The organism is Actinomyces oricola (assembly GCF_004104015.1).
GTDB lineage: Bacteria > Actinomycetota > Actinomycetes > Actinomycetales > Actinomycetaceae > Actinomyces > Actinomyces oricola.
Genome location: NZ_RYFV01000001.1, coordinates 122,557 through 136,523, shown reverse-complemented (window position 1 = coordinate 136,523; position 13,967 = coordinate 122,557). Strand labels below are relative to the sequence as shown.

12 protein-coding genes are annotated in these 13,967 nt (G+C 70.3%); 4 read left to right on the top strand and 8 right to left on the bottom strand.

Going from position 1 to position 13,967, the window contains the following annotated elements; all coding sequences use genetic code 11:
• Nucleotides 1-60 precede the first annotated feature (60 nt).
• On the top strand, nucleotides 61-666 hold the full coding sequence (locus EUC46_RS00575; protein WP_128772250.1) for a nucleoside/nucleotide kinase family protein: 606 nt from the start codon (nucleotides 61-63) through the stop codon (nucleotides 664-666).
• A gap of 103 nt (nucleotides 667-769) precedes the next feature.
• Here the strand turns inward: EUC46_RS00575 and EUC46_RS00570 are convergent, their stop codons facing one another.
• From EUC46_RS00570 to EUC46_RS00540, 7 genes are all read right to left on the bottom strand, one after another.
• On the bottom strand, nucleotides 770-2,209 hold the full coding sequence (locus EUC46_RS00570) for an FKBP-type peptidyl-prolyl cis-trans isomerase (RefSeq protein ID WP_128772249.1): 1,440 nt from the start codon (nucleotides 2,207-2,209) through the stop codon (nucleotides 770-772).
• Nucleotides 2,210-2,231: 22 nt separating this feature from the next.
• Nucleotides 2,232-3,674, bottom strand: coding sequence for a Pup--protein ligase (gene pafA, locus EUC46_RS00565; protein ID WP_128772248.1), 1,443 nt, complete (start codon nucleotides 3,672-3,674; stop codon nucleotides 2,232-2,234).
• Nucleotides 3,671-3,850, bottom strand: coding sequence for a ubiquitin-like protein Pup (locus EUC46_RS00560; protein WP_128772247.1), 180 nt, complete (start codon nucleotides 3,848-3,850; stop codon nucleotides 3,671-3,673). The genes pafA and EUC46_RS00560 overlap by 4 nt, the downstream gene beginning before the upstream one ends.
• A gap of 94 nt (nucleotides 3,851-3,944) precedes the next feature.
• A complete protein-coding gene (locus EUC46_RS00555; RefSeq protein WP_128772246.1) occupies nucleotides 3,945-5,639 on the bottom strand; it encodes a proteasome accessory factor PafA2 family protein in 1,695 nt (564 codons plus the stop codon).
• Entirely contained in the window at nucleotides 5,636-7,483 is a 1,848-nt protein-coding gene (gene arc, locus EUC46_RS00550; protein WP_128772245.1) for a proteasome ATPase, read from the bottom strand. The genes EUC46_RS00555 and arc overlap by 4 nt, the downstream gene beginning before the upstream one ends.
• Nucleotides 7,480-8,559 carry a tRNA (adenine-N1)-methyltransferase gene (locus EUC46_RS00545; protein WP_206645853.1) on the bottom strand — a complete coding sequence of 360 codons (1,080 nt, stop codon included), beginning with the start codon at nucleotides 8,557-8,559 and terminating at the stop codon, nucleotides 7,480-7,482. Before EUC46_RS00545 ends, arc begins: the two co-directional genes overlap by 4 nt.
• 216 nt (nucleotides 8,560-8,775) lie before the next feature.
• The gene (locus EUC46_RS00540) at nucleotides 8,776-9,885 is read right to left on the bottom strand and encodes a site-2 protease family protein (protein ID WP_128772243.1); all 1,110 of its coding nucleotides are present in this window, start codon (nucleotides 9,883-9,885) and stop codon (nucleotides 8,776-8,778) included.
• Nucleotides 9,886-10,010: 125 nt separating this feature from the next.
• Between EUC46_RS00540 and EUC46_RS00535 the strand changes: the two genes are divergently transcribed.
• Nucleotides 10,011-10,796 carry a carboxymuconolactone decarboxylase family protein gene (locus tag EUC46_RS00535; protein ID WP_128772242.1) on the top strand — a complete coding sequence of 262 codons (786 nt, stop codon included), beginning with the start codon at nucleotides 10,011-10,013 and terminating at the stop codon, nucleotides 10,794-10,796.
• Nucleotides 10,797-10,944: 148 nt separating this feature from the next.
• Here EUC46_RS00535 and EUC46_RS00530 read toward each other — a convergent pair whose 3' ends face one another.
• On the bottom strand, nucleotides 10,945-11,991 hold the full coding sequence (locus EUC46_RS00530) for a tetratricopeptide repeat protein (protein WP_206645845.1): 1,047 nt from the start codon (nucleotides 11,989-11,991) through the stop codon (nucleotides 10,945-10,947).
• 342 nt (nucleotides 11,992-12,333) lie between these two features.
• Here EUC46_RS00530 and EUC46_RS00525 point away from each other — a divergent pair, with 342 nt between their 5' ends.
• Together EUC46_RS00525 and EUC46_RS00520 are read left to right on the top strand one after the other, a co-directional pair.
• Complete coding sequence (locus EUC46_RS00525) at nucleotides 12,334-13,341, top strand: RecB family exonuclease (RefSeq protein ID WP_206645844.1); 1,008 nt, start codon at nucleotides 12,334-12,336, stop codon at nucleotides 13,339-13,341.
• Nucleotides 13,338-13,943: a malonic semialdehyde reductase gene (locus EUC46_RS00520; RefSeq protein WP_128772240.1), complete on the top strand. Its 606-nt coding sequence runs from the start codon at nucleotides 13,338-13,340 to the stop codon at nucleotides 13,941-13,943. The genes EUC46_RS00525 and EUC46_RS00520 overlap by 4 nt, the downstream gene beginning before the upstream one ends.
• Nucleotides 13,944-13,967: the final 24 nt, after the last annotated feature.

Sequence of the window (13,967 nt, the reverse complement as noted above, 5' to 3'; positions counted from 1 at the left end):
AACGCTTCGGCGCGCCCGGAGCCGGCAGCGCGCCACGCCCACGCCCTCTAGCCTGGGGCCATGACTCCAGCACAGAGGATCTCTGCCGGGGACGCGGCGGCGGTCCTGGGGCGGGCAGTGCGCACCGCCCTGCGCGCCCCTGAGCCGCAGGTGCTTCCGGCCCGCGGGCTGGTCGTGGCTGTGGACGGCATGACCGGCTCGGGCAAGTCGTGGCTGGCGCACCAGCTGGTCGAGGCGCTGGCCGACCTGCGGACGGAGCTCCTGGAGGTCGAGGCGCTGGTCCCCGGCTGGGACCGACTCGCCGACGGCGTCCAAGAGTGTCGCCAGGCCCTGGCGGCCATGGACCGCGGTGAGGTTGCGCGGCTGCGGACGTGGGATTGGAGGGCCATGCGGCCGGGCCCCGTGCACTGCATGGCGCTGCCCGCCGGGGGCGTCCTTATTGTCGAGGGTTGCGGGGCATTGGCCGCGGCGGCCCAGGATCTGGGGCATCTCATAGTGCTGCGGGTGCTCGTGTGCGCGCCGGCGCCCCTGCGTCACGCCCGGGTAGTGGAGCGCGACGGCTACGACTGGGACGTTTCTTCCTGGGAGCGTCAGGAGGCGGGGGTTGCACGATCCTGGCAGGGCGTTTCTGCCTACACGCCGGGCGCTGTCATCGTCCCCGACTGAGCCGGCGCCCCATTGACGGCGGGGCGCCGAGCCGCGCCGTCTATCTGTACCGGGGCCGCCTATGCCGGGCCTATGCCGGGGCCCGGCGATGGTCGGAATAGGGTCAGGATGCGGCGTTGGGCGTGACCGCTACACGCGGGTCCCCGCTGGCAGGGGCCAGGTCGGAGGCGTCAGCGATGGCGAGCACATCAATGACCACCGCCATGGCCTCGTCGCCGCGGGCCTGGTCCGCGGGCAGGGCGAGGACGACACGGCTGCCCACTGGGACGTCTACAAGGTGCTCGGCGATGCCGGACATGGTGTCGGCCATATTGATGGTGGTGGGAACGGTTGTGGCCCCGTAGGTGCTCGCACGCACGGTGCCATCCGCCCAGCTCACCGTGGCGTAGCGGGCGATGACGGTGGAGTCGGCGGTGACCTGGGCCCCGTTGCCCTGAATGAGGAAGGCGGCGCTGGAACGCGTGGGCACCGGCAGGCCCGCCACCGAGATCGCGACCTGCTCATCCTCCCCCATGGAGACCGCGGGCATAGCAGGGTCGGCGGTCACCTCCTGGCCCTGGGCAATGGTGGGCAGTACATCAACAACCGTGATCTCAGTGGCGTGCTGCCCATTGTTCATGGTCACCGGCGCACGCAGGACCACGCGGGTCCCCTCCGTTGCACCGGTGACCGCATTCGCCAGGGTGTCCCCCAGGTTCTCCGCACTGAGGCTGCCCCGGTAGATCCGTGTGCCGGAGGCCGTGCCCGTCAGGTTTGCACCGTCCGTCCCCGAGAAGACCGCGACGGACAGCAGCACGGCGTCCCCGGTGGCCAACTCGCGGCCCCCGCCCTCAACGAGGACGTCAACGGTGACTGTGGAGGCGGGGGCGAGTCGCCCCTTGAGGGAGACGACCGGGGTCGCCCCAACTCGCCCGGCCACCTCCATGACCGAACTCAATGGTGCGTCCGCTGCCAGGACTGCGACATTCGCCGACTGCCCGATCATGCGCACAATAATCACCGGCACCAGGACAATAGCCAGGGCCACCATAATGGACAGCACCAGGGCTGCATGGCCTCGAGGTCGTGGCCGGCCCAGGGTGGCGCCAATAGCGCGCTGAGCGCCGGTGGTCGCCGGTGGTTCACGCGGCTCGCGGGGTGCCGCCGGTGGCTCGGAGGCCGCCGGGGAAGGTGCGGAGGCGGCTCGCCTGGGCGAGGGGGCGGAGGTGGCCCGCCTGGGCGAGGATGCTGAAGCGGCCCGCCTGGGCGGGGGGGCGGAGTCCGGTGCCTCGGGGGGCGCGGGCGCTGACAGGCTGCGCCTGGGGGGCGACGGCGCGGGCCCGGAGGGGGCTTGCGGATCTGCGAACGCGTGCAGGGGCGGGAAGGCGGGCCGCTCACCGGAGAAGGGCCCCGGTGGCGCCGCCGGCCCCGAAGACGACGCCGGGTTGTCCGGCGCCTCCGCTTCAACGGCGGGGATCTGCTTGGAGCGCTCAAGCTCGCGGCGCTGACGGCGCGTAAGGGATCGCCCCTGTGACGCACCGGTGGACGCGGTGTGCTCACCCATGCTCATACCTCCTGCGATCCCCTCAGATCCCTGCCGGCATTTGCGTGGCGGCGTGCGCCGCCCCGGTCTCCATGGCCTCAAGGATCTCATTGACGCGCGGATCGAGTGCGGCGAAGGGGTCGCGCAGGGCCACGGGGGAGCTCTTCCCGTCGTCGAGCTTCAGATTGACCCAGTCGACGGTCAGGTCGCGGCGCAGGTCTTGGGCGCGTCCGACCACGGTGCCGCGCAGGTGGGCCCGGGTCGTGGCCGGTGGCGTTGTTCGTGCTGCTGTGGCGGCCTTCTCGTCCACAAAGCGGCGCAGCAGCCCGGTAGCCTCCAGACGGGTGCGCAGCCCCTGGTCGGCAGAGACGTCGTGGTAGGCCAGGGCCAGGCGGGTGACCCGCGGGTCGTCGAGTTCGCAGCCGGAGCGTTCGGCGTAGCGAGTGAGGATGCGGTGCTTGGCCGCCCAGTCGAGTTCGGTGGACACCAGTGCCGGATCACCGGACCGCACTGCCTCCAGGCCCCGTTCCCACAGGTCCAGGGCGGCGGCCTGTAGCTCAGTGAGATCCAGGTTCGCCTCGGCGTGGGCGCGCACCCGCTCCAAGTGCTCGGCTTGGAGCTCAATGGGGGTGATGGTGCGCCCATCGGCGCGCTCCAGGGCGACGGTACCGCTCAGGTCGTGACAAGTGTCGCGGATGGCCCGCATGGGATCGGCCAGGGCGAGGTCGGTCAGGCTCCCGCCGGCCTCCACGTAGTCCAGGAGCAGGTCCATGGCGGCGGTCTTGAGCAGGGTCGACCCCTGGGCGATATTGGAATCGCCGACAATGACGTGCATGCGCCGGTAGAGCTCGGCATCGGCGTGCGGCTCATCGCGGGTATTAATCAGGGGTCGGGCGCGTGTGGTGGCCGAGGAGACGGCGTCCCACATGTCGTTGGCGCGTTGGGAGAAGACGTAGCGGGCCGGGGCCTGACGATTGCCGGTCAGAATATGCCCGGCGCCGACGAGGATTTGCCGGGTCACCAAGTGCGGGACGAGGGTGCGGGCGTCGTTCCAGAAGTTGCCGCGACGAGGCACAAGGTAGTTCTCGTGACAGCCGAAGCCGGCACCGACCGCATCAAGGTTGTTCTTGAGCAGGTGGATGCGCCCACGGATCCCGGCCTGCTCCAAGTAGGTGTTGGCTGTAGCCGCCAGGTCCGCCATGGTGAGCTCCCCGGCCCGGTCCTGGGCCAGAAGGTCCTCGAGCCGGTCGCACTCGGCGGTGGCGAACTCGGGGTGACTCCCCACATCAAGGTAGAGGCGCGCACCCGCCCGGGTGAAAACGTTAGAGGAGCGCCCCATCTGGACAATGGGCTCGAAGAGCAGGCGGGCGGCGTGGTCAGCGTCCAGGGGCGGCGGGCCTCCGGTGGTGGAGGCGCAGGTAATGCCGTACTCGGTTTCAATACCAATAATGCGCCGGGTTGTGGGCCGCCGACCGGGTCTGCTCATTGGCCACCCTTCTGGACAAAACCCTGGACGAAAGCGGCGGCATTGGTCTCCAGGACGGCGTCGATCTCATCGAGGATGTCATCGACGCCGCTGACCTGGACCTGGCCGCCGGCGGCCTGCGCGTCCTCCTCAGACCCGCCGTCGGAGTGGACCTGCTGGGAGCTCTGCGGTGTCATGTGCTGTCCTCGTCTTGTCGCCTCAGGCACTCAGCCTCGGATTAGGGGCTCGTCTTCTGCGCCGGGAGGTGGGAGATGGTCTTACCAGTGTCTCTCACAAGGGCGCGCCCAGACCAATCGCCTCCAGAATGGCGGCTATCTCACTAGTGGAGGCCACAACGCCGTCGGGCAAGCTCAGACGCACTAGATCCGGATTCCCGGGTGAGTCGAGCACCAGGCTGCTCCACGAGGCGCCCACCACCGCCGGGCAGCCGGCCACTGCCGCCCCCCGGATGGCCGCGCGGGTCCCGGTGGGCGGGATGTCGGCGGCGGCCTCCACCTCGGCGTCGGTGCACAGGCGCCGGATCCTGCCGGCGGCGTCGAGACGCTCGACAATGCTCGCTCCCGAACGCAGGTCGGCCCACTGGATATCCAGGGCGGCCAGGCGGGCGTCCTCCCAGCTCGAGCCCGTCCGGGCGCGCAGACCCTCGCACAGTTGGCGCTTGGCGACCCACTCCACCAGGGCGGCGGCCCGCGTCGTGGCGGCCGGGTCATCGGGCGCGTCGGCCAGCGCCTCCAAGGCGGTGATCACCTCCTCCCACAGGGTCAGGGCGGCGGCGACCCGCTCACCGGCGCTGCCCGCGTCAGTGCCACCGAAGTCGGCGGCAACCGCCCCGGTGATCGCCTCCAGGTGGGCGCGCTGTATGGCCAGTGCAGTCATAGGGCCGCCGGCGGTGGGCAGCTCGTAGGTCAAAGTGGTGTCCCGGGAAAACGCCCAGTGCTCCTCGACGGGGTCGCGGGTCAGTTCCAGGTCCGCCAGGGCGCCACGGCCCTCACCGCGGTCGTGGGCGCGCTCCAGATACCACAGGAGCAGGTCGGTGGCGGCGACCTTGAGGTAGATGGGAACGTCAAAGCGGTTGGCGTCCCCATTAATGACATGGAGGCGACGAAAGCGGGCGGCGTCGGCATGGGGCTCGTCGCGGGTGTTGACGATGGGCCGGTTGAACGTGGTTTGCAGGCCTATGTCGCACCCCACGTAGTCGGCTCGTTGGCTGATCTGGAAGCCGGGGATTTCGGAGCGCCGGCCAATACCCACCCGCCCGGCGCCGGCGTAGACGGGGCGGGTGGCCAGAAAGGGGATGAGGGCCGCGGCCAGGCATTCGAAGGGGAGATCACGGCGCACCAGGTAGTTCTCGTGAGAACCATAGGCGGCGCCCTTGCCGTCGACATTGTTTTTGTAGAGGACGACATCGCAGGGCGGCGCCCCGGACGCGTCGCGGTGGGCGGCGTGCATGGCGCGCCGGGCCACCACCTCCCCGGCACGGTCCCACACCAGGGCGTCGCGTGGGGTGAGGGTCTCCGGCGAGGAGTATTCGGGGTGGGCGTGATCGACATAGAACCGCGCCCCATTGGTGAGTACCGCGGTGGTGGCGCGCGGCAGGGCGGCCTCGGCGGCGCTGGGGCGGGGGCGGACGCCCCAGGGCGCGGGCGGGGGGCCCTCCCGGGCGGGCCAGGGCTCCTGCCCGGAGGGGGCGGGCAGGGCCGGGTTATCAGTGAGAAGACTGGGGTGAGCGCTGGCGCGCTCCAGGTGCCCACCGCGCAGGTCCGCCAGAGGGTCCTCCCCCTCGTAATCCCAGCGCACTGCCGGCGCCCCGGGCAGGCCGGGGCGTGAGATCTCGCCGTAGGCGTCAACCACGCGGCTGGCCATGGCCACGGCGTTGGCGTAGGGGTTTCCCGGTTCCAGGATTCCGAACTCGGTCTCCAGGCCGACGGGTCGGGTCACCGGGCCCAGGGGCAGGTACGCGCTCATGCTCTCCCCCGTCCTGGCGGGCCCGACCGGCCATTGGCACCAGGAGGGGAGGAGGCCGTAGGGCCATGGAGGTTTCGGCCCCCCGGGGCGAGCGCGGGGGTCAGCCGCCGCACGGTGCGCACGGGCTCGCTGTGGTGGCCGGTGACGCGCGCCCAGCCTTCAGGTGTGGTCGCTCCCGCGATCTCCTCGTTCGCCTGCGCCTCAGCGGCCACCGCGGCCAGAATCCGGGGGGTGGACAGTCCGCCGGGCCCGCCGGCGAGCTCGTCCTTGATGGCGGCGGTCTTGGCGCGGGCCACCACCGCCGCGAGCATGGCCCCGGAGGCGAGGTCGGCCAGGTGGAGGGTTTCGCATAGCCCGGAGGCGTAGGTGATCTCCAGGACCCCCGTGGTCGGGGTGCGGGCGTAGAGGGCGTCGACGGCAGCGCGGCGCACGGCCTGCGCGGTGGCCTCACGGTCACCGCCGTGAGCGGCGAGCTCATCAGGATCCAGGGGCAGCTCGGCGGTCAGGTGGCGGGAGAGGATGTCCAGGGCGCCGTCGGCGTCGGGGCGGCCCACCCGGATCTTCACGTCCAGGCGGCCGGGGCGCAGAATCGCCGGGTCGATCATGTCCTCACGGTTGGAGGCGCCAATAATGACAACATTGCGCAGGGACTCCACGCCGTCGATCTCGGCCAGGACCTGGGGCACGATCATGGTCTCGACGTCACTGGACACCCCGGTGCCGCGGGTGCGGAACAGGGCCTCCATCTCATCGAAGAAGACCACCACTGGCCGGTCCTCGGCGGCGACCTTGCGGGCCTGCTCGAAGATGGCGCGGATCTGCCGCTCAGTCTCGCCAACGAACTTGCTGAGCAGTTCGGGGCCCTTGATATTGAGGAAGGCGGCGCTGCGCCCCTGCCCGGGGCCGCGGCCGGCCGAGGCCAGGGAGGTGGCTACGGCTTTAGCGATCAGGGTCTTGCCGCATCCCGGCGGACCGTACAGGAGCAGCCCCTTGGGGGCGCGCAGGCTGTAGGAGCGGTAAAGGTCGGGGTGGGCGAAAGGCAGTTCCAGGGCGTCGCGGATGGCCTCGATCTGCTCGGCCAGGCCGCCAATGTCCTCCCAGGAGACGTCGGGGGTCTCCGCCACGACGAGTTGCTCGACGCTGGTGCGCTCAATAATGGCGGTGGCGACATTGGCGCGCAGGTCCGCGGCCAAAGTGGTGCCCGGCTGAAGAGATTCGGGATCCAGGGCGTCGGCGAGCGACAAGACCCGGGTGGCCCCTGAGCCGGTGGTGGCCAGGACCCGGTGGCCGTCGAGGACCTCGTCGAGGGTGATGGCCTCCCCGGTGACGGGCTCGGGCAGCGCGTCAACGACGAGCATCTGGTCGTTGACGGCCACGAGTTGCCCCACGCGCAGCGCGGCGGCCTCCAGAGCCGGGTGAAGGCCCAGGCGCATGGGGCGCCCGCCCAGGAACACGTCGACCTCCTGGGGCCGCGCCGGCGGCTCGAGGGCCCCGGCGGCTTGTTGGGAGGCGTTAGGGGCCTGCGGGGCGCCATCGGCCCCGGGGGTTGAGCCGCGGCCCTGGCCGGCCCCGGGGCCAGGACTGGCGCCGGCGGCCTCGCCCTGCCCTGGGGCGCCAGGGCCGCGCCCCTCTGGGATCCCGGTGAGAAGGCCGAAGGTGGCCGGTGGGAGGGTGACAGTGTCGAGTTGGGCGCCGAGCTCGGCAATACGTTCGCGCGCTGCGGTCAGGGCCGCCACCAGCCGCTCGTTCTTGGCCGCCAGCGAGATGGCCTCGGCGCGGGCTTCGCGCAGCTGGTGGCTGGTGAAGCTGGGGGCGGGCATACCCAGGGAGTGAGAGTCACTCATGGCACCTCCTGATCTGCCTGATCCGCCCGGTCGGCGTCATCGGCGCCTCCCCGGATCACGGTGGCATCCGCGGGTTGCTTGGCACGGCAGTCGCGCAGAACCCGGCGGACCTTTCTGTCGGTACTGGTGCGCTCCCCCACGTCCTCGGGCAGCCAGTAGCCGCCCTCGTCATAGGCGCCGCGGGCCGGCGGGCGCTTGCGGGTCGGGGGCGCCGAGCCCGCCGCCAAGCGGCGAGCAGACAGCAGAAAACCAGTGTGGGCAACCATGCGGTGGTCGGGGCGAACGGCCAGGCCATCGACCTTCCAGGTGCGCACCATGGACTCCCAGGACTCGGGTTCAGTGAACAGTCCCGAGTGTCGCAGGGCCTCCACGGTGCGGGAGAGCTGGGTGACGGTGGCCACGTAGGCGATGAAGACGCCTCCGGGGACCAGGGCCCGTGCGGAGGCCCCAATGTTCTCCCACGGGGCGAGCATGTCCAGGACCACCCGGTCGATAGACGCAGCCCCCACGTGCGCGGCCACGACATGAGCGAAGTCGCCGGTGCGCAGTTCCCAGGCAGGATGGTGCCCGCCGAACCAGGAGTCGACATTAGAGGCGGCGATCTGGGCGAAGTCCTCGCGCCGCTCAATAGACAGCAGGTGGCCGCCCTCACCAATGGCCGACAGCAGGCTCATGGTCAGGGCCCCGGAACCGACCCCGGCCTCCAGGACGCGGGCACCGGGGAAAATATCACCCAGGGCGATAACCTGACCGGAATCCTTGGCGTAGACCACCTGGGCGCCGCGCGGCATGGACAGCACATAGTCGGCCAGTAGAGGGCGCAGCAGAAGGAGTTCGTGACCGGTCTCGGTGGTGATGACCGTCCCCTCCTGAAGGCCCACCACCTCGCGGTGATGGAAGGAGCCGCGCACCGACTGGAAGTAGCCGCGCTCATCTAGGACGAAGGTGTGCTTGCGGCCCTTGGAGTCGGTGACCTGGACGCGCTCGCCGTAGCGCAGCGGGCCCCGGCGGCCCGCCTGGCCCAGCGTCTCCTGGGTGAGGTGGCGGGGCGGGGGCGCCGGGGCGTCATTGTTCATGGGGGTGGCGCCAGCGGAGGTGGAGTGGGTCATCGCGCGCGAGTCTATGGCCTCCAGGGGCCTCCGGTCCTCGCCGAGACTCGCGGCCCCGGTGGTGCGCCCCCCGCCATGGGCGCCGGGCCCATAGGCCCCGCTGACGCTCTGTGACGACGGATAGGCGACGGATAGATGACGGATGAGTGACCGATGGGTGATCGATGGCGGGCCGGGTGAGGTTCAGCGCGCCCCTGTGGGCACGGCGCCGGTGAGGCGCCCGGCCTCCAGGAGCACCAGCCAGCGGGACACCCCCCGGGCCCGTTTGAGCGCGGCGGCGGCTCCCTGGCCGGTGAGCTGGGTGGAGAAAGCCGCGGCCGGCACGACCGTGCACACCTGCCCCGCGGTAGCGGCGGTCTCATCGGCCAGACCCAGGGTGTCGAGGTCGATGGCGTCAATGGCCCCGAGCACCTGCCCCGCCTGGGAGACCAGCACCAGGGCGGTTCCGGACTCCAGTAGTTCGCGCACCCGCGCCACCGGCATCGCCGTATCGACGGCGGCCACAGGCCGGGCCAGATCGCGCAGATCCAGGGCGGCGGCGGCACGGGCCCCCCGGCCAAGCCCCAGCACGCCCCAGCAGGTGGAACCAATGGACCAGTCAACCATTACGACCAGAATGAGGTTGAAGGTGCTGGGCTGCTGGCCGTCGAGCACCAGTGGGCGCAGCACCCACAGCCAGGCCATGCCGGCGACCACCAGCAACCCGCCCCAGGCGGCGACCTGCTCGCCGAGGCGCCGTCGTCCGGTGACTTGGGTGATGAGGGAGGCCAGGGCGTGGCCACCGTCCAGGGGCAGTCCGGGCAGGGCGTTGAAGATGGCCAGGGCCAGGTTGACCCAGCTGATCGCCCACACGGCCACCCACATCGGGACCGGTAGGACGACGGAGTCCAGGAGCCGGTTGGTGCCGGCCCAAATCAGGGCGTTGGTGGCGGGCCCGGCCAGTGAGGTGACGACGTCTCTCCAGGGCGCCCACGCATTGGTCGGCCCGAAGGAGGTGCGCCCACCAAGCAGGTGGAGCTCATAGCGCACCGGCCTGCGACCCAGAAGTGTGCCGCTCAGGCCGTGGGCGAGTTCGTGGGCCAGGATCGAGGCGGCCACCCCCAGCACCGTGCCCACAACCGTGCCCAGGACGATAAAGGTTCCAGACGGCGATAGGACGGAGGAGACCACCGGGTACCAGGAGGCGGCAATGAGTAGGCCCAGGAGCAGCGAGGTCGGGGCGACAACGACGGGTGCTCCGCCAACGCGACCCAGCACCCACTCGCCGCTGCGAGCCGGGGAGGCAGTAGACATGGGCGTGAGCCTAGCGGGCCGGACTGAACCACGGCTGCCATCAGGCCCGCAACGGTACTGTGGCAGGGGCGCCGCGGGGCGCCAGCGGCCACGAAGGCTACAAGGCACGTTTGAGAGGAAAGACCATGAGTGCTCTTTCGGATGAGAACCACAACCAGGACCTCACGCGCCGCGCCCGCGCCGAGGCCACCTATGAGCGTCTTTTTGGGCGCCGTGACCCCGGCGCCCCGGAGGAGGATCCCGAACTCATGGAGATTCTACGGGGCTTCATCTTCGGCGACGTTTTCCACGTCGGCACCCTGGACGACCAGGCCCGTGAACTCATCACGGTGACGGTCTTGGCCTGTATGCAAACCCTCCCCCAGCTGGGCGCCCACACGAGGGCGGCGCTCAATGTGGGCGTGACCCCGGTACAGATCCGGGAGGCGATCTACCAGCTCGCCCCATTCATCGGATTCCCCCGCACCCTGAACGCCGTGGGCGCCGTGAACAAGGTCTTCCGTGACTACGGCATCACCCTGCCGCTGCCCGACCAGGGCGGTGTCAGGGACGCCGAGCGCTACGAGCGGGGTCTGGCGGGGCAGGCGCCGTTGTACGGCGAGGAGATTAAAGACAATCTCGCCGACCTGCCTGAACCCTTCAACGAGGCGCTGCCCCGATTCCTCACCGAGTTCTGCTTCGGTGACTTCTACACCCGCGGCGGCCTGACCCTGGCTCAGCGTGAGCTGCTGGCCCTGTGCGCCCTGGCGACCATTGGGGACACCTCAGCCCAGCTCGGCCCCCATGCACGCGCCTGCATGCAGGTGGGCAACTCCAAGGAGGAGGTTGTGGCCGCCCTCATCCACTGCTTCCCCTACATCGGCTTCCCCCGTGCGGTGGCCGCCATTCGCGCGGTCAAGGCCCTGCCCTGAGCCGGCCGATGACACCGCCCGCCCGGCATGATTGCGCCTCATTGGCGCGGGGCGGGGACGGGCTCCGGCGCCCGCCCGACGGGGCAGTGACGGGGCAGTGAAGGAACAGTGGAGAGACAAGTGAGGGGACGGCGGTGGCGCCGGTTAGTCACTGGACCTGGCCGTGGACAAGGTCTGGTGGCGCCTGCCGGCCCTGGACCCGGCGGGCGTGCTCCAGGTTGGAGCGCACAGTGTCGGCGATGGGGTGGCCCGGGCTCAGGTGGCGCTCACAGTCCCTGAGGGTCCGCTCATACAGGGGCACCGCCTGACCCAGGTCACCGGCCGACTCGTAGGCGCCCGCGAGGTTATTGCGCGTCATGAGCGTGTTGGGGTGGCCGGGGCCGAGGATGCGTTCGATATCAGCCAAGGCCCGTTGGTACAAGGGGATGGCCCGGTCCAGTTGGCCGGCGCTCTGGTAGGCGTAAGCCAGGTTGTTGCGCGACATGAGGGTGTCAGGGTGGTCCGGGCCCAGCACCCGTTTGCGGTCCGTCAGGGTCCGCTCATACAGGGGGATGGCCCGCTTCAAGTCGCCGACCGCCCGGTAGGCGTGGGCGAGGCTATTGCGCGTGGTCAGGGTGTGGGGGTGGTCCGGGCCCAGCACCCGTTCGCGGTCGACCAGGTTGCGCTCGTGCAGGGGGATCGTCTTGCCCAGGTCACCACTTGCCCGGTAGGCGCGGGCAAGATTGTTGCGCAAGGTTACGGTGTGGGGGTGGTCCGGACCGAGGATCTTCTCGGCGTCCAACAGGGTCCGCTCGAACAGGGCGGTGGCCTGGGCCACGTTGCCGGCCGACTCGTAGGCACCCGCAAGGTTATTGCGCAAGGTCAGGGTGTGGGGGTGGTCCGGACCGAGGATCTTCTCGGCGTCCAACAGGGTCCGCTCGAACAGGGTGGTGGCCTGGGCCACGTTGCCGGCCGACTCGTAGGCACCCGCAAGATTGTTGCGCAACATGAGGGTGTCGGGGTGGTCGGGGCCCAGTACCCGCTCGCAGTCGGCCGAAGTCCGCTCCAGCAGGGGAATGGCCTGAGCCAGGTCGCCCGCCAGCTTGTAGGCGGAGGCGAGGTTGTTGCGCGACATGAGGGTGTCGGGGTGGTCGGGGCCCAGCGACTGCTCGAGCCTGGCGGTGGTCTCCTGGAGGTGAGGGATTGATTGCTCCACTGGTATCAGCCTCCTGTCCGGTGCTGCATGCGGTGAGGTGTCAGGACAGCGTGCGCTGATGGGCGGCTCGCCGTCAGGACGCGACTGGAACCACCTGGCGCCTGGAGGCGACCAGGCACCGCGTAACGACCGTAGCACCGCCCTCCGGTCAGGACGTCAACCGCTGCGCCCGGCTCATGGGGACTGCTCCCCGCGGCGCGCCACGGCGGCGCTCCCACCGCGAGGGCGTCGTGCGCCTGTGCCTCCTGCTCCGCTCCACAGGACCGCTCTGAGCACCCCCGGTGGCGCCCTTCTGTGGATTGGCTTCACCCGGTGCCGGGGGTGGGCGGTAGCGTCGTGTCCATGAGCCACACGCCCGCCCTCCCTGACCTGGACGCTGCGACCTCCGCTGGGGGGACCGGCCGGGGCGGCTCCTCCCCGGTCGCCGCCGGCGCGCCCCGCGCCACTGGCCCGGGAGGTGGGCGACAAGGAGGCCAAGGAAGTCGAGGAACTCGAGCGGGGCGACGTCGGGCGGCCCTGTCCCCCTCACGGGCCAAGGACTTTATGCAGTGCCCGCTCCTGTTCCGCCTGCGCGCCGTGGACGCGCTGCCTGAGCCGGGGTCGCTGGCCACCCACAAGGGCACCGTGGTCCACGGCGTCCTAGAGCGCCTTTACGACCTGCCCGCCGCCCAACGAACCTGCGAGGCCGCCCTGAGCATGCTGCCCGACCAGTGGCAGGCCCACCAGGAGAAGAACCCGCAGGTCATGGACCTGTTCACCGATGCCGACCAGGAGCGCACGTGGCTCGCCGAAGCCCGCGATCTGGTGACCACCTACTTCCGCATGGAGAACCCCACCCGCCTGGAGCCTGCCGAGCGTGAGTTATTCGTCCAGGTGGAAACGGCCGATGGTCTCCTGCTGCGCGGATTCGTTGACCGTCTCGACGTGGCTCCCGACGGCGCCATGCGCGTAGTTGACTATAAGACCGGCCGCTCCCCCAGCCCCCGCTTTATGGAGGAAGCCCTTTTCCAGATGCGTTTTTACGGGCTGGTTCTGTGGCGCCTGCGCGGCCGCGCCCCGGCGCGCCTCCAACTGGTCTACCTCAAGGATGGTCGCATCCTGACCCACGACCCGTGCCTGGGCGAGCTCCAGTCCACCGAGGCCAAGGTGACTCGCATCTGGGAGGAGATCGAGGAATGCGCCACCAGCGGGACGTTCCGCCCCCGCCGCTCCCGCCTGTGCGACTGGTGCTCTTTCCAGGCCTACTGCCCCCTCTTCGGTGGAAACACCCCGCCCCTGCCCGCCGACGGCGTCGCCCATCTCATGACAGTCCGGAATACCCCGGTTCCCGCCGCGGTTGCCCGGGCATGAGCACCTCATCAGACCAGAGCCGTATTGACCAGGAATCTATGGCGGCCCTTTTCGCCGCCGCCCGCACCGCTCGGGCGTTCCGCGACGAGCCCGCTCCCGTCGAGGAGGTCGCCCGCGCCTACAACAACGCCCGGTGGGCCCCCACCGCCTTTAACTCCCAACCCCTGCGCCTGGACCTCATTGCCACCCCGGAGGCCCGTGACCGACTCCTCCCCCTTGTGGCCGAGGCGAACCGACCGGCCGTGGCCGGCGCCCCCTTGACCCTTGTGGCCAGCGCGGACATGGACGTCCACCAGTCCATGCGGGACCTGGACGCAGCGGACTGGGTCCTGGATTTCCTCGCGGACTCCCCACAGACCCGCTACGCAATGGCCCATGACTCAGCCCTCCTCCAGCTCGGGTACTTGATTGTCACCCTGCGGGCCGAAGGACTCGATGTCGGCGTTATGACCGGCGCTGACCTGCCCGGCATTGACGCGCAGTTCCACGCCGACCGCCCCTGGCGGAGCATCGCTATTGTCAACGTCGGCCATGGAACCGAGGACGCCTACCGGCCCCGTGGTAAGCGGCATTCCTTTGACACCGTCGCCCGTGTGCTCTGAGCACCTACTGGCACGGTGGCTTTG

What these genes read in the sequence shown, in the direction of transcription:
- EUC46_RS00555 (WP_128772246.1), bottom strand. Translation starts at nt 5,639, where the DNA reads ATGAGCGCGTACCTGCCCCTGGGCCCGGTGACCCGACCCGTCGGCCTG.
- EUC46_RS00560 (WP_128772247.1), bottom strand. Translation starts at nt 3,850, where the DNA reads ATGACACCGCAGAGCTCCCAGCAGGTCCACTCCGACGGCGGGTCTGAG.
- EUC46_RS00545 (WP_206645853.1), bottom strand. Translation starts at nt 8,559, where the DNA reads ATGAACAATGACGCCCCGGCGCCCCCGCCCCGCCACCTCACCCAGGAG.
- pafA (WP_128772248.1), bottom strand. Translation starts at nt 3,674, where the DNA reads ATGAGCAGACCCGGTCGGCGGCCCACAACCCGGCGCATTATTGGTATT.
- EUC46_RS00575 (WP_128772250.1), top strand. Translation starts at nt 61, where the DNA reads ATGACTCCAGCACAGAGGATCTCTGCCGGGGACGCGGCGGCGGTCCTG.
- EUC46_RS00520 (WP_128772240.1), top strand. Translation starts at nt 13,338, where the DNA reads ATGAGCACCTCATCAGACCAGAGCCGTATTGACCAGGAATCTATGGCG.
- EUC46_RS00540 (WP_128772243.1), bottom strand. Translation starts at nt 9,885, where the DNA reads ATGTCTACTGCCTCCCCGGCTCGCAGCGGCGAGTGGGTGCTGGGTCGC.
- EUC46_RS00570 (WP_128772249.1), bottom strand. Translation starts at nt 2,209, where the DNA reads ATGGGTGAGCACACCGCGTCCACCGGTGCGTCACAGGGGCGATCCCTT.
- EUC46_RS00525 (WP_206645844.1), top strand. Translation starts at nt 12,334, where the DNA reads ATGAGCCACACGCCCGCCCTCCCTGACCTGGACGCTGCGACCTCCGCT.
- arc (WP_128772245.1), bottom strand. Translation starts at nt 7,483, where the DNA reads ATGAGTGACTCTCACTCCCTGGGTATGCCCGCCCCCAGCTTCACCAGC.
- EUC46_RS00535 (WP_128772242.1), top strand. Translation starts at nt 10,011, where the DNA reads ATGAGTGCTCTTTCGGATGAGAACCACAACCAGGACCTCACGCGCCGC.